This is a genomic window from Geodermatophilus sp. SYSU D00814, from assembly GCF_054050055.1.
Genome location: NZ_JBJGYP010000056.1, coordinates 1 through 16989 on the forward strand (window position 1 = coordinate 1; position 16989 = coordinate 16989).

At 75.3% G+C, this 16989-nt stretch carries 17 protein-coding genes; 14 read left to right on the plus strand and 3 right to left on the minus strand.

Translation table 11 applies throughout. The annotated features are described in order from the left end of the window. Window positions 1–182: 182 nt before the first annotated feature. Window positions 183–1067, plus strand: coding sequence for a DUF559 domain-containing protein (locus ACI780_RS23790; RefSeq protein ID WP_457005997.1), 885 nt, complete (start codon window positions 183–185; stop codon window positions 1065–1067). A gap of 97 nt (window positions 1068–1164) precedes the next feature. Here ACI780_RS23790 and mqo read toward each other — a convergent pair whose 3' ends face one another. After that, a complete protein-coding gene (gene mqo / locus ACI780_RS23795; RefSeq protein WP_457005998.1) occupies window positions 1165–2658 on the minus strand; it encodes a malate dehydrogenase (quinone) in 1494 nt (497 codons plus the stop codon). Between the two features lie 77 nt (window positions 2659–2735). On the opposite strand from mqo, the gene lspA reads away from it, so the two are divergent. From lspA to ACI780_RS23825, 6 genes are all read left to right on the plus strand, one after another. Next, a complete protein-coding gene (gene lspA, locus ACI780_RS23800) occupies window positions 2736–3446 on the plus strand; it encodes a signal peptidase II (RefSeq protein WP_456872363.1) in 711 nt (236 codons plus the stop codon). Between the two features lie 26 nt (window positions 3447–3472). After that, a complete protein-coding gene (locus ACI780_RS23805) occupies window positions 3473–4408 on the plus strand; it encodes an RluA family pseudouridine synthase (RefSeq protein WP_456872362.1) in 936 nt (311 codons plus the stop codon). Between the two features lie 19 nt (window positions 4409–4427). Then, a complete protein-coding gene (locus ACI780_RS23810) occupies window positions 4428–5255 on the plus strand; it encodes a CPBP family intramembrane glutamic endopeptidase (protein WP_456872361.1) in 828 nt (275 codons plus the stop codon). After that, window positions 5252–5713, plus strand: a complete 462-nt coding sequence (locus ACI780_RS23815; RefSeq protein WP_456872360.1) for a GNAT family N-acetyltransferase — start codon at window positions 5252–5254, stop codon at window positions 5711–5713. The genes ACI780_RS23810 and ACI780_RS23815 overlap by 4 nt, the downstream gene beginning before the upstream one ends. Window positions 5714–5925: 212 nt before the next feature. Next, complete coding sequence (gene dnaE / locus ACI780_RS23820) at window positions 5926–9501, plus strand: DNA polymerase III subunit alpha (RefSeq protein WP_456872359.1); 3576 nt, start codon at window positions 5926–5928, stop codon at window positions 9499–9501. A 59-nt stretch (window positions 9502–9560) separates the two neighbouring features. Continuing rightward, window positions 9561–10193, plus strand: coding sequence for a hypothetical protein (locus ACI780_RS23825; RefSeq protein WP_457005999.1), 633 nt, complete (start codon window positions 9561–9563; stop codon window positions 10191–10193). Here ACI780_RS23825 and ACI780_RS23830 read toward each other — a convergent pair. Further along, window positions 10186–11052, minus strand: coding sequence for an LON peptidase substrate-binding domain-containing protein (locus ACI780_RS23830; protein WP_456872357.1), 867 nt, complete (start codon window positions 11050–11052; stop codon window positions 10186–10188). The genes ACI780_RS23825 and ACI780_RS23830 overlap by 8 nt on opposite strands. Window positions 11053–11160: 108 nt before the next feature. Between ACI780_RS23830 and hisD the strand changes: the two genes are divergently transcribed. From hisD to hisH, 6 genes are all read left to right on the plus strand, one after another. Then, window positions 11161–12465 (plus strand): histidinol dehydrogenase, encoded by a 1305-nt coding sequence (gene hisD, locus ACI780_RS23835; protein WP_457006000.1) that lies wholly within the window; start codon window positions 11161–11163, stop codon window positions 12463–12465. Continuing rightward, window positions 12462–13580 carry a histidinol-phosphate transaminase gene (locus ACI780_RS23840; protein WP_457006001.1) on the plus strand — a complete coding sequence of 373 codons (1119 nt, stop codon included), beginning with the start codon at window positions 12462–12464 and terminating at the stop codon, window positions 13578–13580. Before hisD ends, ACI780_RS23840 begins: the two co-directional genes overlap by 4 nt. A gap of 5 nt (window positions 13581–13585) precedes the next feature. Beyond that, window positions 13586–14182 carry an imidazoleglycerol-phosphate dehydratase HisB gene (gene hisB / locus ACI780_RS23845; protein ID WP_457006002.1) on the plus strand — a complete coding sequence of 199 codons (597 nt, stop codon included), beginning with the start codon at window positions 13586–13588 and terminating at the stop codon, window positions 14180–14182. Beyond that, on the plus strand, window positions 14183–14359 hold the full coding sequence (locus ACI780_RS23850) for a hypothetical protein (RefSeq protein ID WP_176450038.1): 177 nt from the start codon (window positions 14183–14185) through the stop codon (window positions 14357–14359). A gap of 85 nt (window positions 14360–14444) precedes the next feature. Then, window positions 14445–14723: a nucleotidyltransferase family protein gene (locus ACI780_RS23855; protein ID WP_457006006.1), complete on the plus strand. Its 279-nt coding sequence runs from the start codon at window positions 14445–14447 to the stop codon at window positions 14721–14723. Beyond that, window positions 14672–15355 carry an imidazole glycerol phosphate synthase subunit HisH gene (hisH, locus tag ACI780_RS23860; protein WP_457006003.1) on the plus strand — a complete coding sequence of 228 codons (684 nt, stop codon included), beginning with the start codon at window positions 14672–14674 and terminating at the stop codon, window positions 15353–15355. Before ACI780_RS23855 ends, hisH begins: the two co-directional genes overlap by 52 nt. Before the next feature lies 1 nt (window position 15356). Here the strand turns inward: hisH and ACI780_RS23865 are convergent, their stop codons facing one another. Next, window positions 15357–16391 carry a molybdopterin-dependent oxidoreductase gene (locus ACI780_RS23865; RefSeq protein WP_457006004.1) on the minus strand — a complete coding sequence of 345 codons (1035 nt, stop codon included), beginning with the start codon at window positions 16389–16391 and terminating at the stop codon, window positions 15357–15359. Window positions 16392–16555: 164 nt separating this feature from the next. Between ACI780_RS23865 and ACI780_RS23870 the strand changes: the two genes are divergently transcribed. Next, on the plus strand, window positions 16556–16989 hold a 434-nt coding region (locus ACI780_RS23870; RefSeq protein WP_457006005.1), incomplete at its 3' end, for a hypothetical protein.

Below are 16989 nucleotides of genomic sequence, written 5' to 3' on the forward strand. Positions count from 1 at the left end.
CGCCCCCCCCCCCCCCCCCCCCCCCCCCCCCCCCCCCCCCCCCCCGCCCCCCCCCCCCCCCCCCCCCCCCCCCCCCCCCCCCCCCCCCCCCCCCCCCCCCCCCCCCCCCCCCCCCCACGGCTGGAGCGGATCCCGCCTGTGGACGACGGCCCTCCCGGCCGGGGGCGACCCATGATCACCGGGTGCTGCTGCGACCCACGCTGCCCGAGGGTGTCTTCATCGGGTCCCACGCGATCTCCGAGGGCCGGATCAGCCGGCGGGGACTGGCCGAGGGTCCCTACGCCCGCGTCCTGCACGGGGTCTACGCCGACGTGTCCGTCCCGCGCGACCACCTGCTCCGCTGCCGCGCCGCCGCGCTGCTCATGCCGCCGGGTGCGGCGCTGGGCGGTCGGTCGGCCGCCGCCGTCCTCGGCGCGCCGGCGCCGGGCTGGCGTGACCCCGTGACCGTGGTCCTCCCCGCGCCGCTGAAGTGGCGGGGTCCGGAGGGGGTGCGCGTGCACCGCACCGACGTCGTCCCGGGCGACGTCCGGGACGACGGCTCGGGGCTGCGGTGCACGGCCCCGCTGCGGACCGCCTGGGACGTCGCGGCACTGGAACCGACGGCGGGCGCGGTGTCCGTCCTCGACGCGATGCTGCGCGACGGCCTCGTCACCGCGGACGAGCTGGCCGAGCTGCTCCGCCGGCGCCCCGGACGACGCGGGTCGCGACGGGTCCGCCGGGCGTTGGAGCTGACCGACCCGCGCAGCGAGTCACCGCCGGAGTCCGTGGTGCGCGTCGCCTGCGTGCTGGCCGGGCTCCCCGCGCCGGTCCCGCAGTACAAGGTGGTCGAGGACGGCCGCCGGCTGGCGCGGGTGGACCTGGCGTGGCCCGAGCACCGGGTCGTCGTGGAGTACGAGGGGGAGTACCACTTCGACGGCGTCCAGATCGAGCGGGACGACGCCCGGCTGGCGCGCCTGGTCGCGGCCGGCTGGCTGGTCATCCGCGTGGCGGCGCACGACCTGCGCGCGCTCGACGACGTCGTCGACCGGGTCCGGACGGCCCTCACCCGGCGAGCCGCCCGGTCCTGACCGTGCACTTCCGCGGAAGTGCGTGGGAGGGCCGTGCACTTCCGCGGAAGTGCCCGCACATTGGCCGTGCACTTCCGCGGAAGTGCCCGGCCTCGGGTCAGCCGGTGAGCTCGAGGGTCTGCATGGTCTCCGCGCGGACGCGGGCCAGCAGGGCGGGGTCGGAGGACAGGTCGCGCCCGTAGGACGGGATCGCCGCCTCCAGCGCCGCCCGGTTGGCCGCGACCTGCTCGGGGAAGGCCCGCTCGAGCAGGGTGAGCATGGCCGAGACCGCCGTCGACGCGCCGGGGGAGGCACCGAGCAGGCCGGCGATCGAGCCGTCGGCGCCCACGACGAGCTCGGTGCCGAACTGCAGCACGCCCCGGCCGCTGGCCGGGTCGCGCTTGATGACCTGCACCCGCTGACCGGCGGTGATCATGTCCCAGTCGGCCTGCTCGGCCAGCGGGACGAACTCCGTCAGCGTGCGGTGCCGGGCGCCGCGCGACTGCAGCAGCTCGCTGACGAGGTACTTCGTCAGCGCCAGCTCGGTGCGGGCCACGCCCAGCATCGAGCCGAGGTTGTTCGGCTTGACCGACAGCGGCAGGTCGAACACCGAGCCGGACTTGAGGAACTTCGGCGACCAGCCGGCGTAGGGGCCGAAGAGCAGCGAGTACTCGCCGTCGACCAGGCGCAGGTCCAGGTGCGGGACCGACATGGGCGGCGCGCCGACGGCGGCCTGGCCGTAGACCTTGGCCTGGTGCTCGGTCACCAGCTCCGGGGAGCGGGTGCGCAGGAACATGCCGCTGACCGGGAAGCCGCCGAAGCCGCGGATCTCGGGGATGCCGGCCTCCTGCAGCAGCGGCAGCGCGCCACCGCCGGCGCCGACGAACACGAACCGGGTGCGCACCGAGCGCTCCTCGCCGGTCCGCCGGTCGGTGACGGTCACCTTCCACCGGCCGTCACCGAGCCGGTCGAGGCCGGTGACCCGCTGGCCGGTGTGCACCTGCACGCCGCGGTCCTCGGCCTGGGTGAACAGCAGCCGGGTGAGCGAGCCGAAGTTGACGTCGGTGCCGGCGACCGAGCGGGTCGCGGCGACGACCTGCGCGGGGTCGCGGCCGTCCATCACCAGCGGCACCCAGCCGGCCAGCTCCGACGGCGAGTCGGTGTACTCGAGCCCGGTGAACAGCGGCTCGGCCGACAGCGCCGCGTGGCGGGCGCGCATGTAGGCGCGCCCCTCCTCGCCGGTCACGAAGCTCACGTGCGGGACCGGGGAGATGAACTCCTTGGGCGAGCCGGTCAGCCCGGTGCGCACCAGGTGGGACCAGAACTGGCGCGAGACCTGGAACTGCTCGTTGATGGCGCGGGCCTTGGCCGTGCCGACCCGGCCGTCGGGCCCGGCCGGGGTGTAGTTGAGCTCGCAGAGCGCCGCGTGACCGGTGCCGGCGTTGTTCCACGCGTCCGAGCTCTCCCCGGCGACCTCGGGCGCGGACTCGAAGACGGTGATCGTCCGGTCCGGCGCGACGACACCGAGCAGCGACGCCAGCGTCGCGCTCATGATGCCCCCGCCGACGAGGACCACGTCGGGGTCGGTGGCTGAACCGAGGTCGGTGGACACGACTGCCTTCCTGCCGGGGGACGTGCGCCACCTCCGACCATCGGCCGAGAACCGCCCGGACACGTACTCGGCGGGGTGTGAGATCCGCTACTCCGGCGTCCGGTGGCGACCCGCGGGCACCGCTCCGGGCCGGACGACGGCCGCGCGGCGGGCCCGGCGCACCCAGCCGCCGCGGCTACCCTCGCGGGGTCGGCCCCCCACCCCAGGAGCACCCGCTGAACGACCACCCCGAGGACGCCGCCCCCGCGACGCCGGCCCGCCGGCCGCGCACGCGGCTGCTGCTCCTCCTCGCGGCGACGGTGTTCCTCGTCGACCTGGCCAGCAAGCTGCTCGTCGTCGCCACGGTCGAGCGGGGGGAGAACCTCCGCCTGCTCGGGGGACTGGTCTACCTGACCCACGCGCGCAACACCGGCGCCGCGTTCTCCTTCGCCGAGGGCTTCACCGTGGTGTTCACCCTCATCGCCGTCGCGGTGGCGGTGGTGATCGTGCGGACGGCGCGGCGGCTGTTCTCCACCGGCTGGGCGGTGGCGCTGGGCCTGGTGCTCGGCGGCGCGCTCGGCAACCTGGTCGACCGGGTGTTCCGCGACCCCGGCTTCCTGCGCGGCGGCGTCGTCGACTTCGTGTCGGTGTTCGCGCCGAACGGGGAGGTCTACCCGATCTTCAACGTCGCCGACTCGGCGATCGTCTGCGGCGGCGTGCTGGGCGCCTACCTCGCGCTGCGCGGCGTGGAGTTCGACGGCACGCGCGGCCGGGACGACTCCGGCACCGACGCCGTCTCCCGCGGCTGACCCCCGCCACCTGGCACCATGGACCGGTGAGTTCCCCCGGCCTGCACCGCGCGCTGCCGGTGCCCGACGGGCTGGAGGGCCAGCGCGTCGACCAGGGCCTGGCCCGGCTGTTCGGCCTCTCCCGCGCCGTCGCCGCCGACCTCGCCGACGCCGAGCGGGTGTGGGTCGACGGCCGCGTCCGCGGCAAGGGCGACCGGCTCACCGGCGGCAGCTGGCTGGAGGTCGAGCTGCCCCCGCCGCCCGGGGAGCCGCCCGCGCCCGAGCCCGTGCCCGGCCTCACGGTCGTCCACGACGACGACGACGTCGTGGTGGTCGACAAGCCGGTCGGCGTCGCGGCGCACCCGAGCCCCGGCTGGGAGGGCCCGACCGTCGTCGGCGGGCTGGCCGCGGCCGGCTACCGCGTCTCCACCTCCGGGGCGCCGGAGCGGCAGGGCGTCGTCCACCGGCTCGACGCCGCGACGACGGGGCTGATGGTGGTGGCCAAGAGCGAGCGGGCCTACACCGTGCTCAAGGCGGCGTTCAAGGAGCGCACCGTCGACAAGGGCTACCACGCGCTGGTGCAGGGCCACCCCGACCCCTCGCGCGGCACCATCGACGCGCCGATCGACCGCCACCCCCGGCACGACTGGAAGTTCGCCGTCGTCAGCGGCGGGCGGCCCTCGGTCACCCACTACGAGGTCGTCGAGGCGTTCGCGGCCGCGAGCCTGGTCGACGTGCACCTCGAGACCGGGCGCACCCACCAGATCCGGGTGCACTTCTCCGCGCTGCGCCACCCCTGCGTCGGCGACACGACCTACGGCGCCGATCCGACCCTGGCCGCGCGGCTGGGGGTGTCACGGCAGTGGCTGCACGCGGTCCGGCTCGGCTTCGCCCACCCCGCCGACGGCCACTGGGTGGAGTTCACCAGCGGCTACCCCGACGACCTCGCCGGCGCCCTGGCGATCCTGCGCGCCGAGTCCTGACGCCGGGGGCGCCCGCACCGTGACCGACCTGCCCGACTCCCTCGCTGCGTTCGGCCCCGCCGCGCTCTCGGCCGTCGTCGTCGCGGTGTACCTGGTGGTCGGCGAGCCGGTCGTCGGGCAGGTGCTGCACCGCCGCTTCGAGGGCCGGCTGCGCACCGACCCCGCGGCGCGGCGGTCGTTCTACCTGCGGCTGCTGGTCCTCGAGTGGGGCCTGGCGGTGCTCGCCCTGGTCGTCTGGCTGGCCGCGCCCGGGGTCGACGCCGCGGCCGTCGGGCTGGCCTGGCCCACCGGGCTGCCCGGCCCCGTGACCGGCGCGGTGACGGTGCTCGTGCTGGTGATGGCGCTGGCCTCCGTGCGGGCGCTGCGCTCGGGCGCGCTGGCCCGGGCCGTGCCGCCGCGGCCGCCCGCCGCGCCCGCGCAGGGGCGGCACGCCGAGCCTCCGGTGCACGCGACGCTGGCGCTGCTGCCGCGGTCCCCGGCGGAGCGGCGGCTGTTCTCGGTGGTCGGGGTGACCGCCGGCGTGTGCGAGGAGTGGCTCTACCGCGGGTTCTTCCTCGCCGTCGTCGCCGCGATCGCCGGGGGGCTGCCGCAGCTCGCGCTGATCGCCGTCGCCGGGGTCGCCTTCGGCCTGGCACACGCCTACCAGGGGCTGCCGGGGATCGTGCTCACCGGCGCCCTGGGGGCGGTGTTCGCCGCGCTGTACCTGCAGACCGGCTCGCTGCTGCTGCCGGTGCTGCTGCACGCCGCCGTCGACCTGCGCTTCCTGCTGGTCCCCGCCTCCGCACTGCCCGACCCGGTGCCGGGCCCGCTGCCGGGGCGCCGGCCGGCCGGGGGAGCGCCCGCGTGAGCGGCGTGGACGGCCCCACGGCGACGGTGGCGACGGCGGCCGACTGGCCCGAGGTGGTCGCGCTGCGCACCCGGGTGTTCGTCGAGGAGCAGGGCGTGCCGCCGGAGGTCGAGCAGGACGACGCCGACGCCGTCGCCGTGCACGCCGTCGCCCGCGACCCCGCCGGCCGGGTGGTCGCCACCGGGCGGCTGCTGGAGCGCGGCGGGCGCGCCGCGATCGGGCGGATGGCGGTCGAGGCCTCGGCCCGCGGCGGCGGCTACGGCGCCGCGGTGCTCGCCGAGCTGCACCGCCAGGCGCTCGCCCGCGGCCTGACCGAGGTGGAGCTGCACGCGCAGGTGGGCGCCCGCGGCTTCTACGAGCGGGCCGGCTACACCGCCGTCGGCGAGGAGTACGTGGAGGCGGGGATCGTGCACGTGACGATGCGTCGGCCACTGGGGCACGACGCGCCGGGAACGTGACCGGCGCCTCCCGCCGGGCCGAGACACGTCCTGTCAGACCCTCGGCGTAGAACGTCCCCGGTGCGAGGATCGCAGGCACCGGCCCGGGCCCGCGTCGGTGCCCGGCCGGAGCAGTCCCGAGCCCGCACCGCACCGCCGGTCTTCCCCGCCGGTCGCCCGCCGGAGCACCCGACGGCCGGGCCAGCACGACCCGTGAGGAGCGCCGCAGCACCGTGAGCAGCACAGCCGCCGAGAGCACCGACTCGTTCGTGCACCTGCACGTCCACACCGAGTACTCGATGCTCGACGGGGCGGCCAAGCTGCCCGAGGTGACGAGGGCCGCCGCCGAGCAGGGCATGCCGGCGCTGGCGATGACCGACCACGGCAACGTCTTCGGCGCCTACGACTTCTACAAGCAGGCCAACGCGGCCGGCGTGAAGCCGATCATCGGCATGGAGGGCTACTACACGCCCGGCTCGCGCTTCGACCGCGCGCCGTTCGACTTCGGCGACAAGCTGATCGACGAGGAGGGCGACGGCGGGTCCAACCGCGGCAAGGCGGCGTACACGCACATGACGCTGCTGGCCCGCACCACCGAGGGCATGCACAACCTCTTCCGCATCTCCTCGCTGGCCAGCCTCGAGGGCCAGTACCGCAAGCCGCGCTTCGACCGGGACCTGCTCGAGCGCTACGGCGCGGGCCTCATCGCCACCACCGGCTGCCCCTCCGGCGAGGTCAACATGTGGCTGCGCGCGGGCAAGCACGACCGCGCCCGCCAGGCCGCCGCCGACTTCCAGGACATCTTCGGTAAGGAGAACTTCTACGCCGAGCTGATGGACCACGGCCTGTCCATCGAGCAGAAGACCCGCCCGGCGCTGCTGGAGATCGCCAAGGACCTCGGCATCCCGCTGCTGGCCACCAACGACCTCCACTACACGCACAAGGAGGACGCCGAGGCCCACGACGCGCTGCTGTGCATCCAGACCGGGTCCCGGCTCAACGAGCCCAACCGCTTCAAGTTCAACGGCGACGGCTACTACCTCAAGAGCGCCGCGGAGATGCGGGCGCTGTTCACCGGTGACCTGCGCGAGGCCTGCGACAACACGCTGCTCGTCGCCGAGCAGTGCGAGGTCACCTTCACCGAGGGCGCCGACCTCATGCCGCGCTTCCCCCTGCCGCCGGGGGAGGACGAGACCTCGTGGTTCGTCAAGGAGGTCGAGCGCGGGCTGCACAAGCGCTGGCCGGGCGGCATCCCCGACCACGTGCGCAAGCAGGCCGACTACGAGGTCGGGATCATCACCCAGATGGGCTTCCCGGGGTACTTCCTCGTGGTCGCCGACTTCATCAACTGGGCCAAGGACAACGGCATCCGCGTCGGCCCCGGCCGCGGCTCGGCGGCCGGCTCGCTGGCCGCCTACGCCATGGGCATCACCGACCTCGACCCGCTGGCGCACGGGCTGATCTTCGAGCGGTTCCTCAACCCCGAGCGCGTCTCCATGCCCGACGTCGACATCGACTTCGACGACCGCCGCCGCGGCGAGGTCATCCAGTACGTCTCGCAGAAGTACGGCGAGGAGCGGGTCAGCCAGATCGTCACCTACGGCACCATCAAGGCCAAGGCCGCGATCAAGGACGCCGCCCGCGTGCTCGACCGCCCCTACTCGGTGGGCGACGAGCTGACCAAGCTGATGCCGCCGGACGTCATGGGCAAGGGCATCCCGCTGTCGGGCGTCTTCGACCCGGCCCACCCGCGCTACAAGGAGGCCGCGGAGTTCCGCGCCCGCTACGAGTCCGACCCGGGCGCGGCCGAGGTGGTCGACCAGGCGCGCAAGCTCGAGGGACTGAAGCGCCAGTGGGGCGTGCACGCCGCCGGCGTCATCATCGGCCGCTACCCGCTGATCGACTCGATCCCGATCATGCGCCGGGAGAACGACGGCGCGATCATCACGCAGTTCGACTACCCGACCTGCGAGACGCTCGGCCTGCTCAAGATGGACTTCCTGGGCCTGCGCAACCTCACGGTCATCGACGACGCGCTGCGCAACATCGTCGCGAACGGCAAGGAGCCGATCGACCTCGACGAGATCAGCAAGGACCTCACCGACAAGGCCACCTACGACCTGCTGGCCCGCGGTGACACCCTCGGCGTCTTCCAGTTCGACGGCGGCCCGATGCGCTCGCTGCTGCGCCTCATGCGGCCGGACAACTTCGAGGACATCTCCGCCGTCGGCGCGCTGTACCGGCCCGGCCCGATGGGCGCCAACTCGCACACCAACTACGCGCTGCGCAAGAACGGCCAGCAGGAGATCACGCCGATCCACCCGGAGCTGGCCGAGCCGCTGGAGGACATCCTCGGCACGACCTACGGCCTGATCGTCTACCAGGAGCAGGTCATGGCGATCGCGCAGAAGGTCGCCGGGTACTCCCTCGGCAAGGCCGACCTGCTGCGCCGCGCGATGGGCAAGAAGAAGAAGTCGGTCCTCGACGCGGAGTTCGTCGGGTTCGAGGCCGGCATGAAGGAGCGCGGCTACTCCGACGCGGCGATCAAGACGCTGTGGGACATCCTCGTCCCGTTCGCCGACTACGCGTTCAACAAGGCCCACTCGGCCGCCTACGGCCTGGTCTCGTACTGGACGGCGTTCCTCAAGGCCAACTACCCGGCCGAGTACATGGCCGGCCTGCTCACCAGCGTCGGCGACGACAAGGACCGCCGGCCGGTCTACCTCGCCGAGTGCCGGCGGATGGGCATCAAGGTGCTCCCGCCCGACGTCAACGAGTCCTCCTGGGACTTCACCGCCGTCGGCACCGACATCCGCTTCGGCCTGGCCTCGGTGCGCAACGTCGGCACCAACGTCGTCGACTCGATCGTCCGGGCGCGCGAGGAGAAGGGCGCGTTCAAGGACTTCGCCGACTTCATGCGCAAGATCGACACGGTCGCCTGCAACAAGAAGGTCATCGAGTCGCTGGCCAAGGCCGGTGCCTTCGACTCCCTGGGCCACTCGCGCCAGGGCATCGCCGCGATCCACGCGCAGGCCGTCGACGCCGCCATGTCGCTCAAGCGCAAAGAGGCCGAGGGCCAGTTCGACCTCTTCGGCAGTTTCGGCGGTGACGACGGCGGCGCCGACGACCCGTTCGGCGGGGCGCTGGACATCGCCGTCCCGACGGCGGACTGGTCGAAGTCCGAGCGGCTGGTGTTCGAGCGCGACATGCTCGGCCTCTACGTCTCCGACCACCCGCTGCACGGCGTCGAGCACGTCCTGGCGGCCAACGCCGACACCCCGATCGCGGAGATCAACTCCGGCGGCGTGGAGGACGGCGCGAACGTCACCATCGCCGGCATCCTCACCGCGGTGGCCCCGCGGACGAACAAGCAGGGTGCGCCCTGGGCCATCGCCACGCTGGAGGACCTCGAGTCCGGCATCGAGGTGCTGTTCTTCCCGAAGACGTGGGCGGAGGTCTCGGAGAAGGTCGTCCGCGACCAGATCGTCGTGGTCAAGGGCCGCATCAGCCGGCGCGACGACCAGCCCTCGCTGTTCGGCTCCGAGGTGACCATCCCGGAGCTCACCGAGGGCCCGCGCGGGCCGGTGCTGGTGTCCATGGCGGCGGCCCGCTGCACCCCGCCGGTGGTCGAGCGGCTGCGCGAGGTGCTGGGCAGCCACCCGGGCACCACCGAGGTCCACCTCAAGCTCGTCAACGGCGGCCGGGAGACCGTGCTGCGCCTCGACCAGGGCCTGCGGGTGCGGCCCAGCACCGCGCTGATGGGTGACATCAAGGCACTGCTCGGACCCACCAGCGTCGCCCTGCTGTGAGCCCCGCGGGCGGCGCCCCCGGCGGCGGGCAGCCCGGCGCCCGGGGTTCACTGGGAGCCGTGAGCACCCCCGCCCCGGTCCCCGACGGCCCGGTCCCCGGCCCGGCGACGATGCCGGCGACGGTGGCCGGCCGCTCGGCGCGGTCGCTGGCGGGGCAGGTCCTGGCCGAGGTGCGCGGCGACCTGCGCGCGGCCACCGCCTGGGGGTGCCTGCTGGCGCTCTGCGGCCTGCCCGCGGGGTTGCTGTGGGTGTGGCTGGCCCCGCGCGCGCGGTTCGAGGTGGTGGAGGGCGGCGCCGTCCCGCTCGGGCGGCCCTCGCCGGAGCTGCTGGTGGCCGTCGACTCCGTGCTGGTCCTGGTGCTCGCCGGGCTCGGCCTGCTGGCCGGCGGGGTCGCGTGGGCGATGCGCCGGCGGCGCGGCGTGGCGGTCCTGGCGGCCACCGGCCTCGGCACCGGCGTCGCGGGGCTGCTGGCCTGGCAGCTGGGGGAGCTGCTCGCGCCCGGCCCCACGGCCGCCGAGCTGTCCGACGTCGGCGCCCGGGTCACCTCGGGCCTGCACCTGTCCTCCCCGCCGGCGCTGGCGGTCGGCCCGTTCGCCGCACTGGCCGTCTACGTCGTCGCCGCGCTGTTCTCCGCCCACGACGACCTCGGCCGCGGTCCCACCGGGGACACCCCGGCCCCCTTGGTCAGTTGAGGCTGACCGGGCCGCTGAACCGGGTCAGCGGCGCCGGCACCGCCCCCACGGTCTCGAGCAGGGTGAGCTCCCGGCGCAGCATCCGGCTCTCGGTGGCCAGCCGCCGCCGGGTGGCCGACTCCGCCAGCAGCGCCTGCCGGTCCTCGGTGGTCAGCAGCGCCGCCGAGGCCACCAGGTAGGACAGCGCCCGCGGGTCGCCGGCCACCGCCTCCAGCAGCGCCGCCGCGCCGGTCGGGTCGTCCCCGGCACCGGTCATGCCGCCGGCCTGCTCCACCTCGTCGGCGTCCAGCCCGGCCTGCAGCCCGGCGACCGCGGTGACGTAGCGGGTGAACAGCCCGCCGACGCCGCGCTCGAGCACGCCCAGCGACCCGCGCGCCACCTCCGCGACGAGGCCCTCGTCCGGCACCCGCCCACCGGTGTCCGGCGCGTCGAGGACCTCCTGCCGGTCCCCGGCGGCCTCCTCGGCGGCCTCCTCCTCGGCGAGCCACTCCACCTCCGCCCGCAGGTAGGGCGGGGCCTCGCGGTCGTCCTCGCCGGGACGGGCGCCCACGACGACGTCGAGCAGCCGGAACCGCTCGCCGCCGACGGCGACGACCGCGAAGGTGCCGTCGGGCCGGGGCCGCACCGCCTGCACCAGCGCCGTGCAGCCGACGTCGAACAGCGCCTCGGCCGGCGCCACCTTCTCGACCTCCCAGCCCTGGCGGATCGCCACCACCCCGAAGCGCCGCTGGCGACCCTCGGGCAGGGCCAGCAGGTCGCGCACGAGCGTCCGGTACCGCGGCTCGAACACCTGCAGGGGGAGCACGATGCCCGGGAACAGCGGCGTCCCGAGCGGGAAGAGCGGGATGAGATCACCCACGCGGCGAGCCTACGGCGGCGGTGACCCCGGGCGCTCCCGGCGCGGTCCACCGCGGTCACTACCCTGGGGGGTCGTCCCTCCCCGCGCCGCACACCCGGAGGCCCTCCCGTGCTCTCCCGCATCGACCTCCGCGGATCCGCGCTCCCCGGGGTCCGCGACCTGGCCGGCCTGCTGCCCCGCGCGGCCACCGACATCGACTCGGTCATGGCCACCGTCCACCCGCTGTGCGAGGACGTCCGCCTCCGCGGCGCCCAGGCGGTCCGCGAGATCACCGCCCGCCTCGACGGCGTCGACGCCGAGGACTTCACCGTGCCGCCGGAGGCGATCCGGGCGGCGCTCGACGGCCTGGCCCCCGACGTGCGAGCGGCGCTGGAGGAGTCGATCGCGCGGGTGCGGCGGGTGCACGCCGACCAGGCCCGCACCGACGTCACCACCCAGGTCGTCCGCGGCGGCACGGTCACCGAGCGGTGGCTGCCGGTGCGCCGCGTCGGCCTCTACGTCCCCGGCGGCCTCGCGCCGCTGCTGTCGAGCGTGGTGATGAACGTCGTCCCGGCGCAGATCGCCGGCGTCGAGTCGATCGCCGTCGCCTCCCCGCCGCAGCGCGACCACGGCGGCCTGCCCGACCCCGGCGTCCTCGCCGCGTGCGCGCTGCTCGGCGTCACCGAGGTGCACGCCGTCGGCGGCGCGCAGGCCATCGCCGTCTTCGGCTACGGCGCGGGCTCCTGCGAGCCGGTCGACCTGGTCACCGGCCCGGGCAACGTCTACGTCACCGCGGCCAAGCGGCTGCTGCGCGGGCTGATCGGCATCGACTCCGAGGCCGGCCCCACCGAGGTCGCGATCCTCGCCGACGACACCGCCGACCCGGTGCACGTCGCCGCCGACCTGATCAGCCAGGCCGAGCACGACCCGCTGGCCGGCGCGGTGCTGGTCACCACCAGCGAGGCGCTCGCCGACGCCGTCCTGGACCTGGTGCCCGGCCAGGTCGCGGCCACCAAGCACTCCGACCGGATCCTGACCGCGCTCGACGGCAGCCAGTCCGGCGTCGTCCTGGTCGACGACGTCGACGCCGGCCTCGCCGTGGTCGACGCCTATGCGGCCGAGCACCTGGAGATCCAGACCCGGGACGCGCGGTCGGTGGCGATGCGGGTGCGCAACGCCGGCGCGGTGTTCGTCGGTGCCTGGTCGCCGGTGTCGCTCGGCGACTACATCGCCGGCTCCAACCACGTGCTGCCCACCGGCGGCTGCGCCCGGCACAGCAGCGGCCTGTCGGTGCAGTCGTTCCTGCGCGGCGTGCACGTCGTCGAGTACGACGAGCAGGCCCTCGCCGAGGTGGCCGGGCACGTCGACGCGCTCGCCCACGCCGAGGACCTGCCCGCGCACGCGGCCGCGGTCCGGGTGCGGCAGCGCTCGTGACGTCGCCGGAGGAGCTCCCGCTGCGGCCGGAGCTGCGCGGCCGCACGCCCTACGGCGCCCCGCAGCTGCAGGTCGCCCACCGGCTCAACACCAACGAGAACCCGCACCCGCTGCCGGCCGAGCTGCTCGCCGACCTCGGCGCGGCCCTCGGCTCCGCGGCGCTGCAGCTCAACCGCTACCCCGACCGTGACGCCGTCGCGCTGCGCGCCGACCTCGCCGCCTACCTCAGCCGCGGCGGCGAGCACGTCGACCCCGCGCAGGTGTGGGCGGCCAACGGGTCCAACGAGGTGCTGCAGCAGCTGCTGCAGGCCTTCGGCGGTGCCGGCCGGACGGCGCTGGGCTTCACGCCGTCGTACTCGATGCACCCGATCATCTCGGCGGGCACCGGGACGGCGTGGGTCGACGGGCACCGCCGCGAGGACTTCACCATCGACGCCGCGGCCGCCGCCGCGCAGGTGCGCGAGGTCCGCCCCGACGTCGTGTTCGTGACCAGCCCGAACAACCCCACCGGCACCGCGGTGGCGCTGGAGACCGTCGCCGAGCTCTACGACGCCACCGACGGCGTGGTCGTCGTCGACGAGGCCTACGCCGAGTTCGCCCGCACCGGCACGCCCTCGGCGCTGCAACTGCTGGCCGGCCGGCCGCGGCTGGTGGTCAGCCGCACGATGAGCAAGGCGTTCGGCATGGCCGGCCTGCGGCTGGGCTACCTGGCCGCCGACCCCGCCGTCGTCGACGCCGTCCAGCTGGTCCGGCTGCCCTACCACCTCTCGTCGCTGACGCAGGCCGCCGCGCGGGCGGCGCTGGCGCACACCGACGCGCTGCTGGGCACCGTCGACGCCGTCAAGGCGCAGCGGGACCGGATCGTCGCGGCGCTGCCGTCACTCGGCCTGACCAGCGTGCCGAGCGACGCCAACTTCGTGCTGTTCGGCCGCTTCGCCGACGCGCCGGCCGCCTGGAAGGCGCTGCTCGAGCACGACGTCCTCGTCCGCGACGTCGGCATCCCCGGCTGGCTGCGGGTCACCGCGGGCACGCCCGCCGAGACCGACGCCTTCCTCACCGCCCTCGGTGAGGTCGCCGCCGACCACCGAGCCGCCGACCACCGCCTGGGAGACTGAGCGCCATGACCCGCACCGCACGCGTCGAGCGCGCGACCAGCGAGACCAAGCTCGTCGTCGAGCTCGACCTCGACGGCACCGGGAAGAGCTCGGTCAGCACCGGCGTCGGCTTCTACGACCACATGCTCACCGCGCTGTCCAAGCACAGCGGCATCGACCTGACCGTGCAGGCCGACGGCGACCTGCACATCGACGCCCACCACACCGTCGAGGACGTCGCCATCGCGCTCGGGCAGGCCTTCGGCGAGGCGCTCGGCGACAAGCGGGGCATCACCCGCTACGGCGACGCCACGGTCCCGATGGACGAGGTGCTCGTGCAGGCCGCCGTCGACCTCTCCGGCCGCCCGTACTTCGTGCACGACGAGCCCGAGACCATGACGCCGCTGATCGGGCCGGACTACCCGACGTCGCTGACGAAGCACGTCCTGGAGTCGTTCGCCTTCAACGCGCGGATCACGCTGCACGTGCGGGTCCTCTACGCCGGCCGCGACGCCCACCACATCGTCGAGGGCCAGTTCAAGGCGCTGGCCCGCGCGCTGCGCACCGCGATCGCGATCGACCCGCGGGTGTCCGACGTGCCCTCGACCAAGGGCGCGCTGTAGGTGACCTCGGGCGTCGTCCTCGTCGTCTTCGGCGGGTTCCTGCTGGGCGGGGCGTGGAGCATCTGGAAGGCCGACCACGACACCAAGGGCCGCACCGGCCCGCAGGTGGTCTTCGCCGTCATCCTGCTGCTGGCGGCGGTGCTGGCGACGGCCGCGGGCGTCCTGCGGCTGATCTGACCGAGGACCGGCTGCTCGGGCTGGTGCTCGCCGACCCGATCGTGGCGGCGGTGCTCGAGCGGGCGCCGTCCCTCGGGGTGGGGGACTGACGAAGGACCCCCGTACCCCCCAGCCCTCGCAGGCTCGGGCGGGCCCCTGCACGGGGGCCGCGCCGGCATCCGCGACGCCGACCCGGGCTTGCGCGCCCCACGGCCTCGAGGACCTGCTCGACCTGGTCGTGCGGCCCGACCCGGCCGGCCCCGCAGCCCGGGACGTCCACGAGGCGAAGGCCGCCCGGTGGCAGGCGGTGTGGCCCGAGCTCACCGTGCTGCCGTGGGAACACGGCCGGCCCTCCCCGCGCTGCTCGGTACCGTGGCAGACGTGAAGAAGGTGGTCGTCCTCGACTACGGCTCGGGCAACCTGCGGTCGGCCGAGCGGGCGCTGTCCCGCGTCGGCGCCGACGTCACGGTGACCGCCGACCAGCGGGCCGCGCTCGACGCCGACGGCCTCGTCGTCCCCGGGGTCGGCGCCTTCGCGCACTGCATGCAGGAGCTGCGCGCCGTCGACGGGCCGCGCACCATCGGCCGCCGGCTGGCCGGCGGGCGCCCGGTGCTGGGCATCTGCGTGGGCATGCAGGTCCTCTTCGAGCACGGCGTCGAGCACGGCCACGACGCCGAGGGCTGCGGCGAGTGGCCCGGCACCGTGGAGCAGCTGAAGGCGCCGGTGCTGCCGCACATGGGCTGGAACACCGTCGAGGTGCCCCGCGACACCGTGCTGTTCGACGGCCTGGCCGACGAGCGCTTCTACTTCGTGCACTCCTACGGCGTCCGCGAGTTCACCCTCGGCCAGGACGGCCGCCCGGGGCCGCTCGCCCCGCCGAAGGTGACCTGGGCCGAGCACGGCGACCGCTTCGTCGCCGGCGTGGAGAACGGCGCGCTGTCGGCCACCCAGTTCCACCCCGAGAAGAGCGGCGACGCCGGCGCCCAGCTGCTCACCAACTGGCTGGCGACCCTCTGAGTCACTGCAGGGGGACCGGCGGCTGCGCCCACCACGGCGCGTCGACGACCTCCACCCGCGCCACCCACTTGACCCACCAGTAGCCACGCCGGCCCGGGGCGACCAGCCGCACGGGCGCGCCGTGCCCGGCCGACAGCGGCCGGCCGGCGCAGTGCGTGGCCAGCAGCAGCGAGCCGGCGTCGGCCAGCGGCAGCCGCCGCCGGTAGCCGGTCACGCTGACGACGTCGACGCTGCCGCCGTCGGGCAGGTCCAGGCCGGTCAGCAGCCGGTCCAGCCGCACCCCGCGCCACTCCTGCTCGGCGTACCAGCCGCCGGTGCAGTCGAGGACGGCGGTGAGGGTGTCGCCGCGGTCGAGATCGCCGGCCCGCAGCCGCACCGTGCGGCCGCCGGCGACCAGCGCGAGCGCGCCGCCGTCGTCGTCCGGCACGGTGTCGGTGAACCACTGGGTGACCGGCATCGCCGCCGGGTCGCCGCTGCCGCGCTCGTGCGAGCCGGTGGCCGCCCGCCGGCCGCCGGGCGCCCCGGTCAGCCGCAGGCCGCCCTCCACCACGGCCCACAGGGCCAGCGCGCCGGCCGCCAGGCCGCCGGCCTGCAGCAGCGCCCGCCGGGAGGCGTCGCCGCGCCGCGGCCGCTGCCGGCTGCCGACGGCGTGCAGCACCACCAGCAGTCCGGTGCCGACGCCCGCGGCCACGTGCACCTGCAGGACGCCCACCCCGGCCACCGAGGTGCCCGCCACGCTGTGCAGGACGCCGGTGCCCACGGTCAGTGCCAGGAGCACGGCCAGTGCCCAGGCGACGGCGGGGTCGCGGCGGCCGCGGGTCCGGCGCCTCGCGCGCTGGACGACGACGGTCTTCCACGGCACGAGCAGCAGCAGGCCCAGGCCCGCGGCCCCGTGCGCGGCGGCGACCAGGCGGGCCGGCAGCGGCGTGCCGATCCCGAAGGCCAGCAGCCCGGTGACCCCCGCGACGGTCAGCAGCGCCAGCAGGCCGAGGTTGGTGCGGCGCCCGGCGCGGCGGGGGAGCGCACCGGCCGGCATGCCCGGAGTGTCCTCCCCTCGCCCCTGCGGTGACCCGGTCGCAGCCGACGCTGCGGTTGCGGAGCGACGACCGACCTCGCCAGCCCCGCGCAGGATCTGTGGACAACGCCCTGACCTGCGGATACGTCTCGCGCGGTGGCTGCCGGTCGGCTACGATCGAACACGTGTACGAAGTCGTGGGACAGGTGGCCGACGGGACGTTCCGGTCCCGCGGCTGCTTCGCCGACGACGGCTCGCCGGTGTCCCGCGAGGAGTTGTTCGCCGCGATCGGCCCGCTGCCCTCCACCGACGAGTTCATGGCCGCCGCGTGCCCGCCGGGCGGTCCCGAACGCGCGGCGCTGCCCGATCGCTGGGTCGTGCGGCTGATCCAGCTCGCCGAGCGCCGCGCGGCCGCGCTGGCCGCGGAACGGGCCGAGCTGGTCGGTGTCCTGGCCACGCAGCGCCCGGCCGAGGGCTCCGTGCCCGAGGGCTCCGTGCCCGAGGACGCCGTGCCCGAGGACGCCGTGCCCGAGGACGCCGTGCCCGAGGACGCCGTGCCCGAGGACGCCGTGCCCGAGGACGCCGTGCCCGAGGACGCCGTGCCCGAGGACGCCGTGCC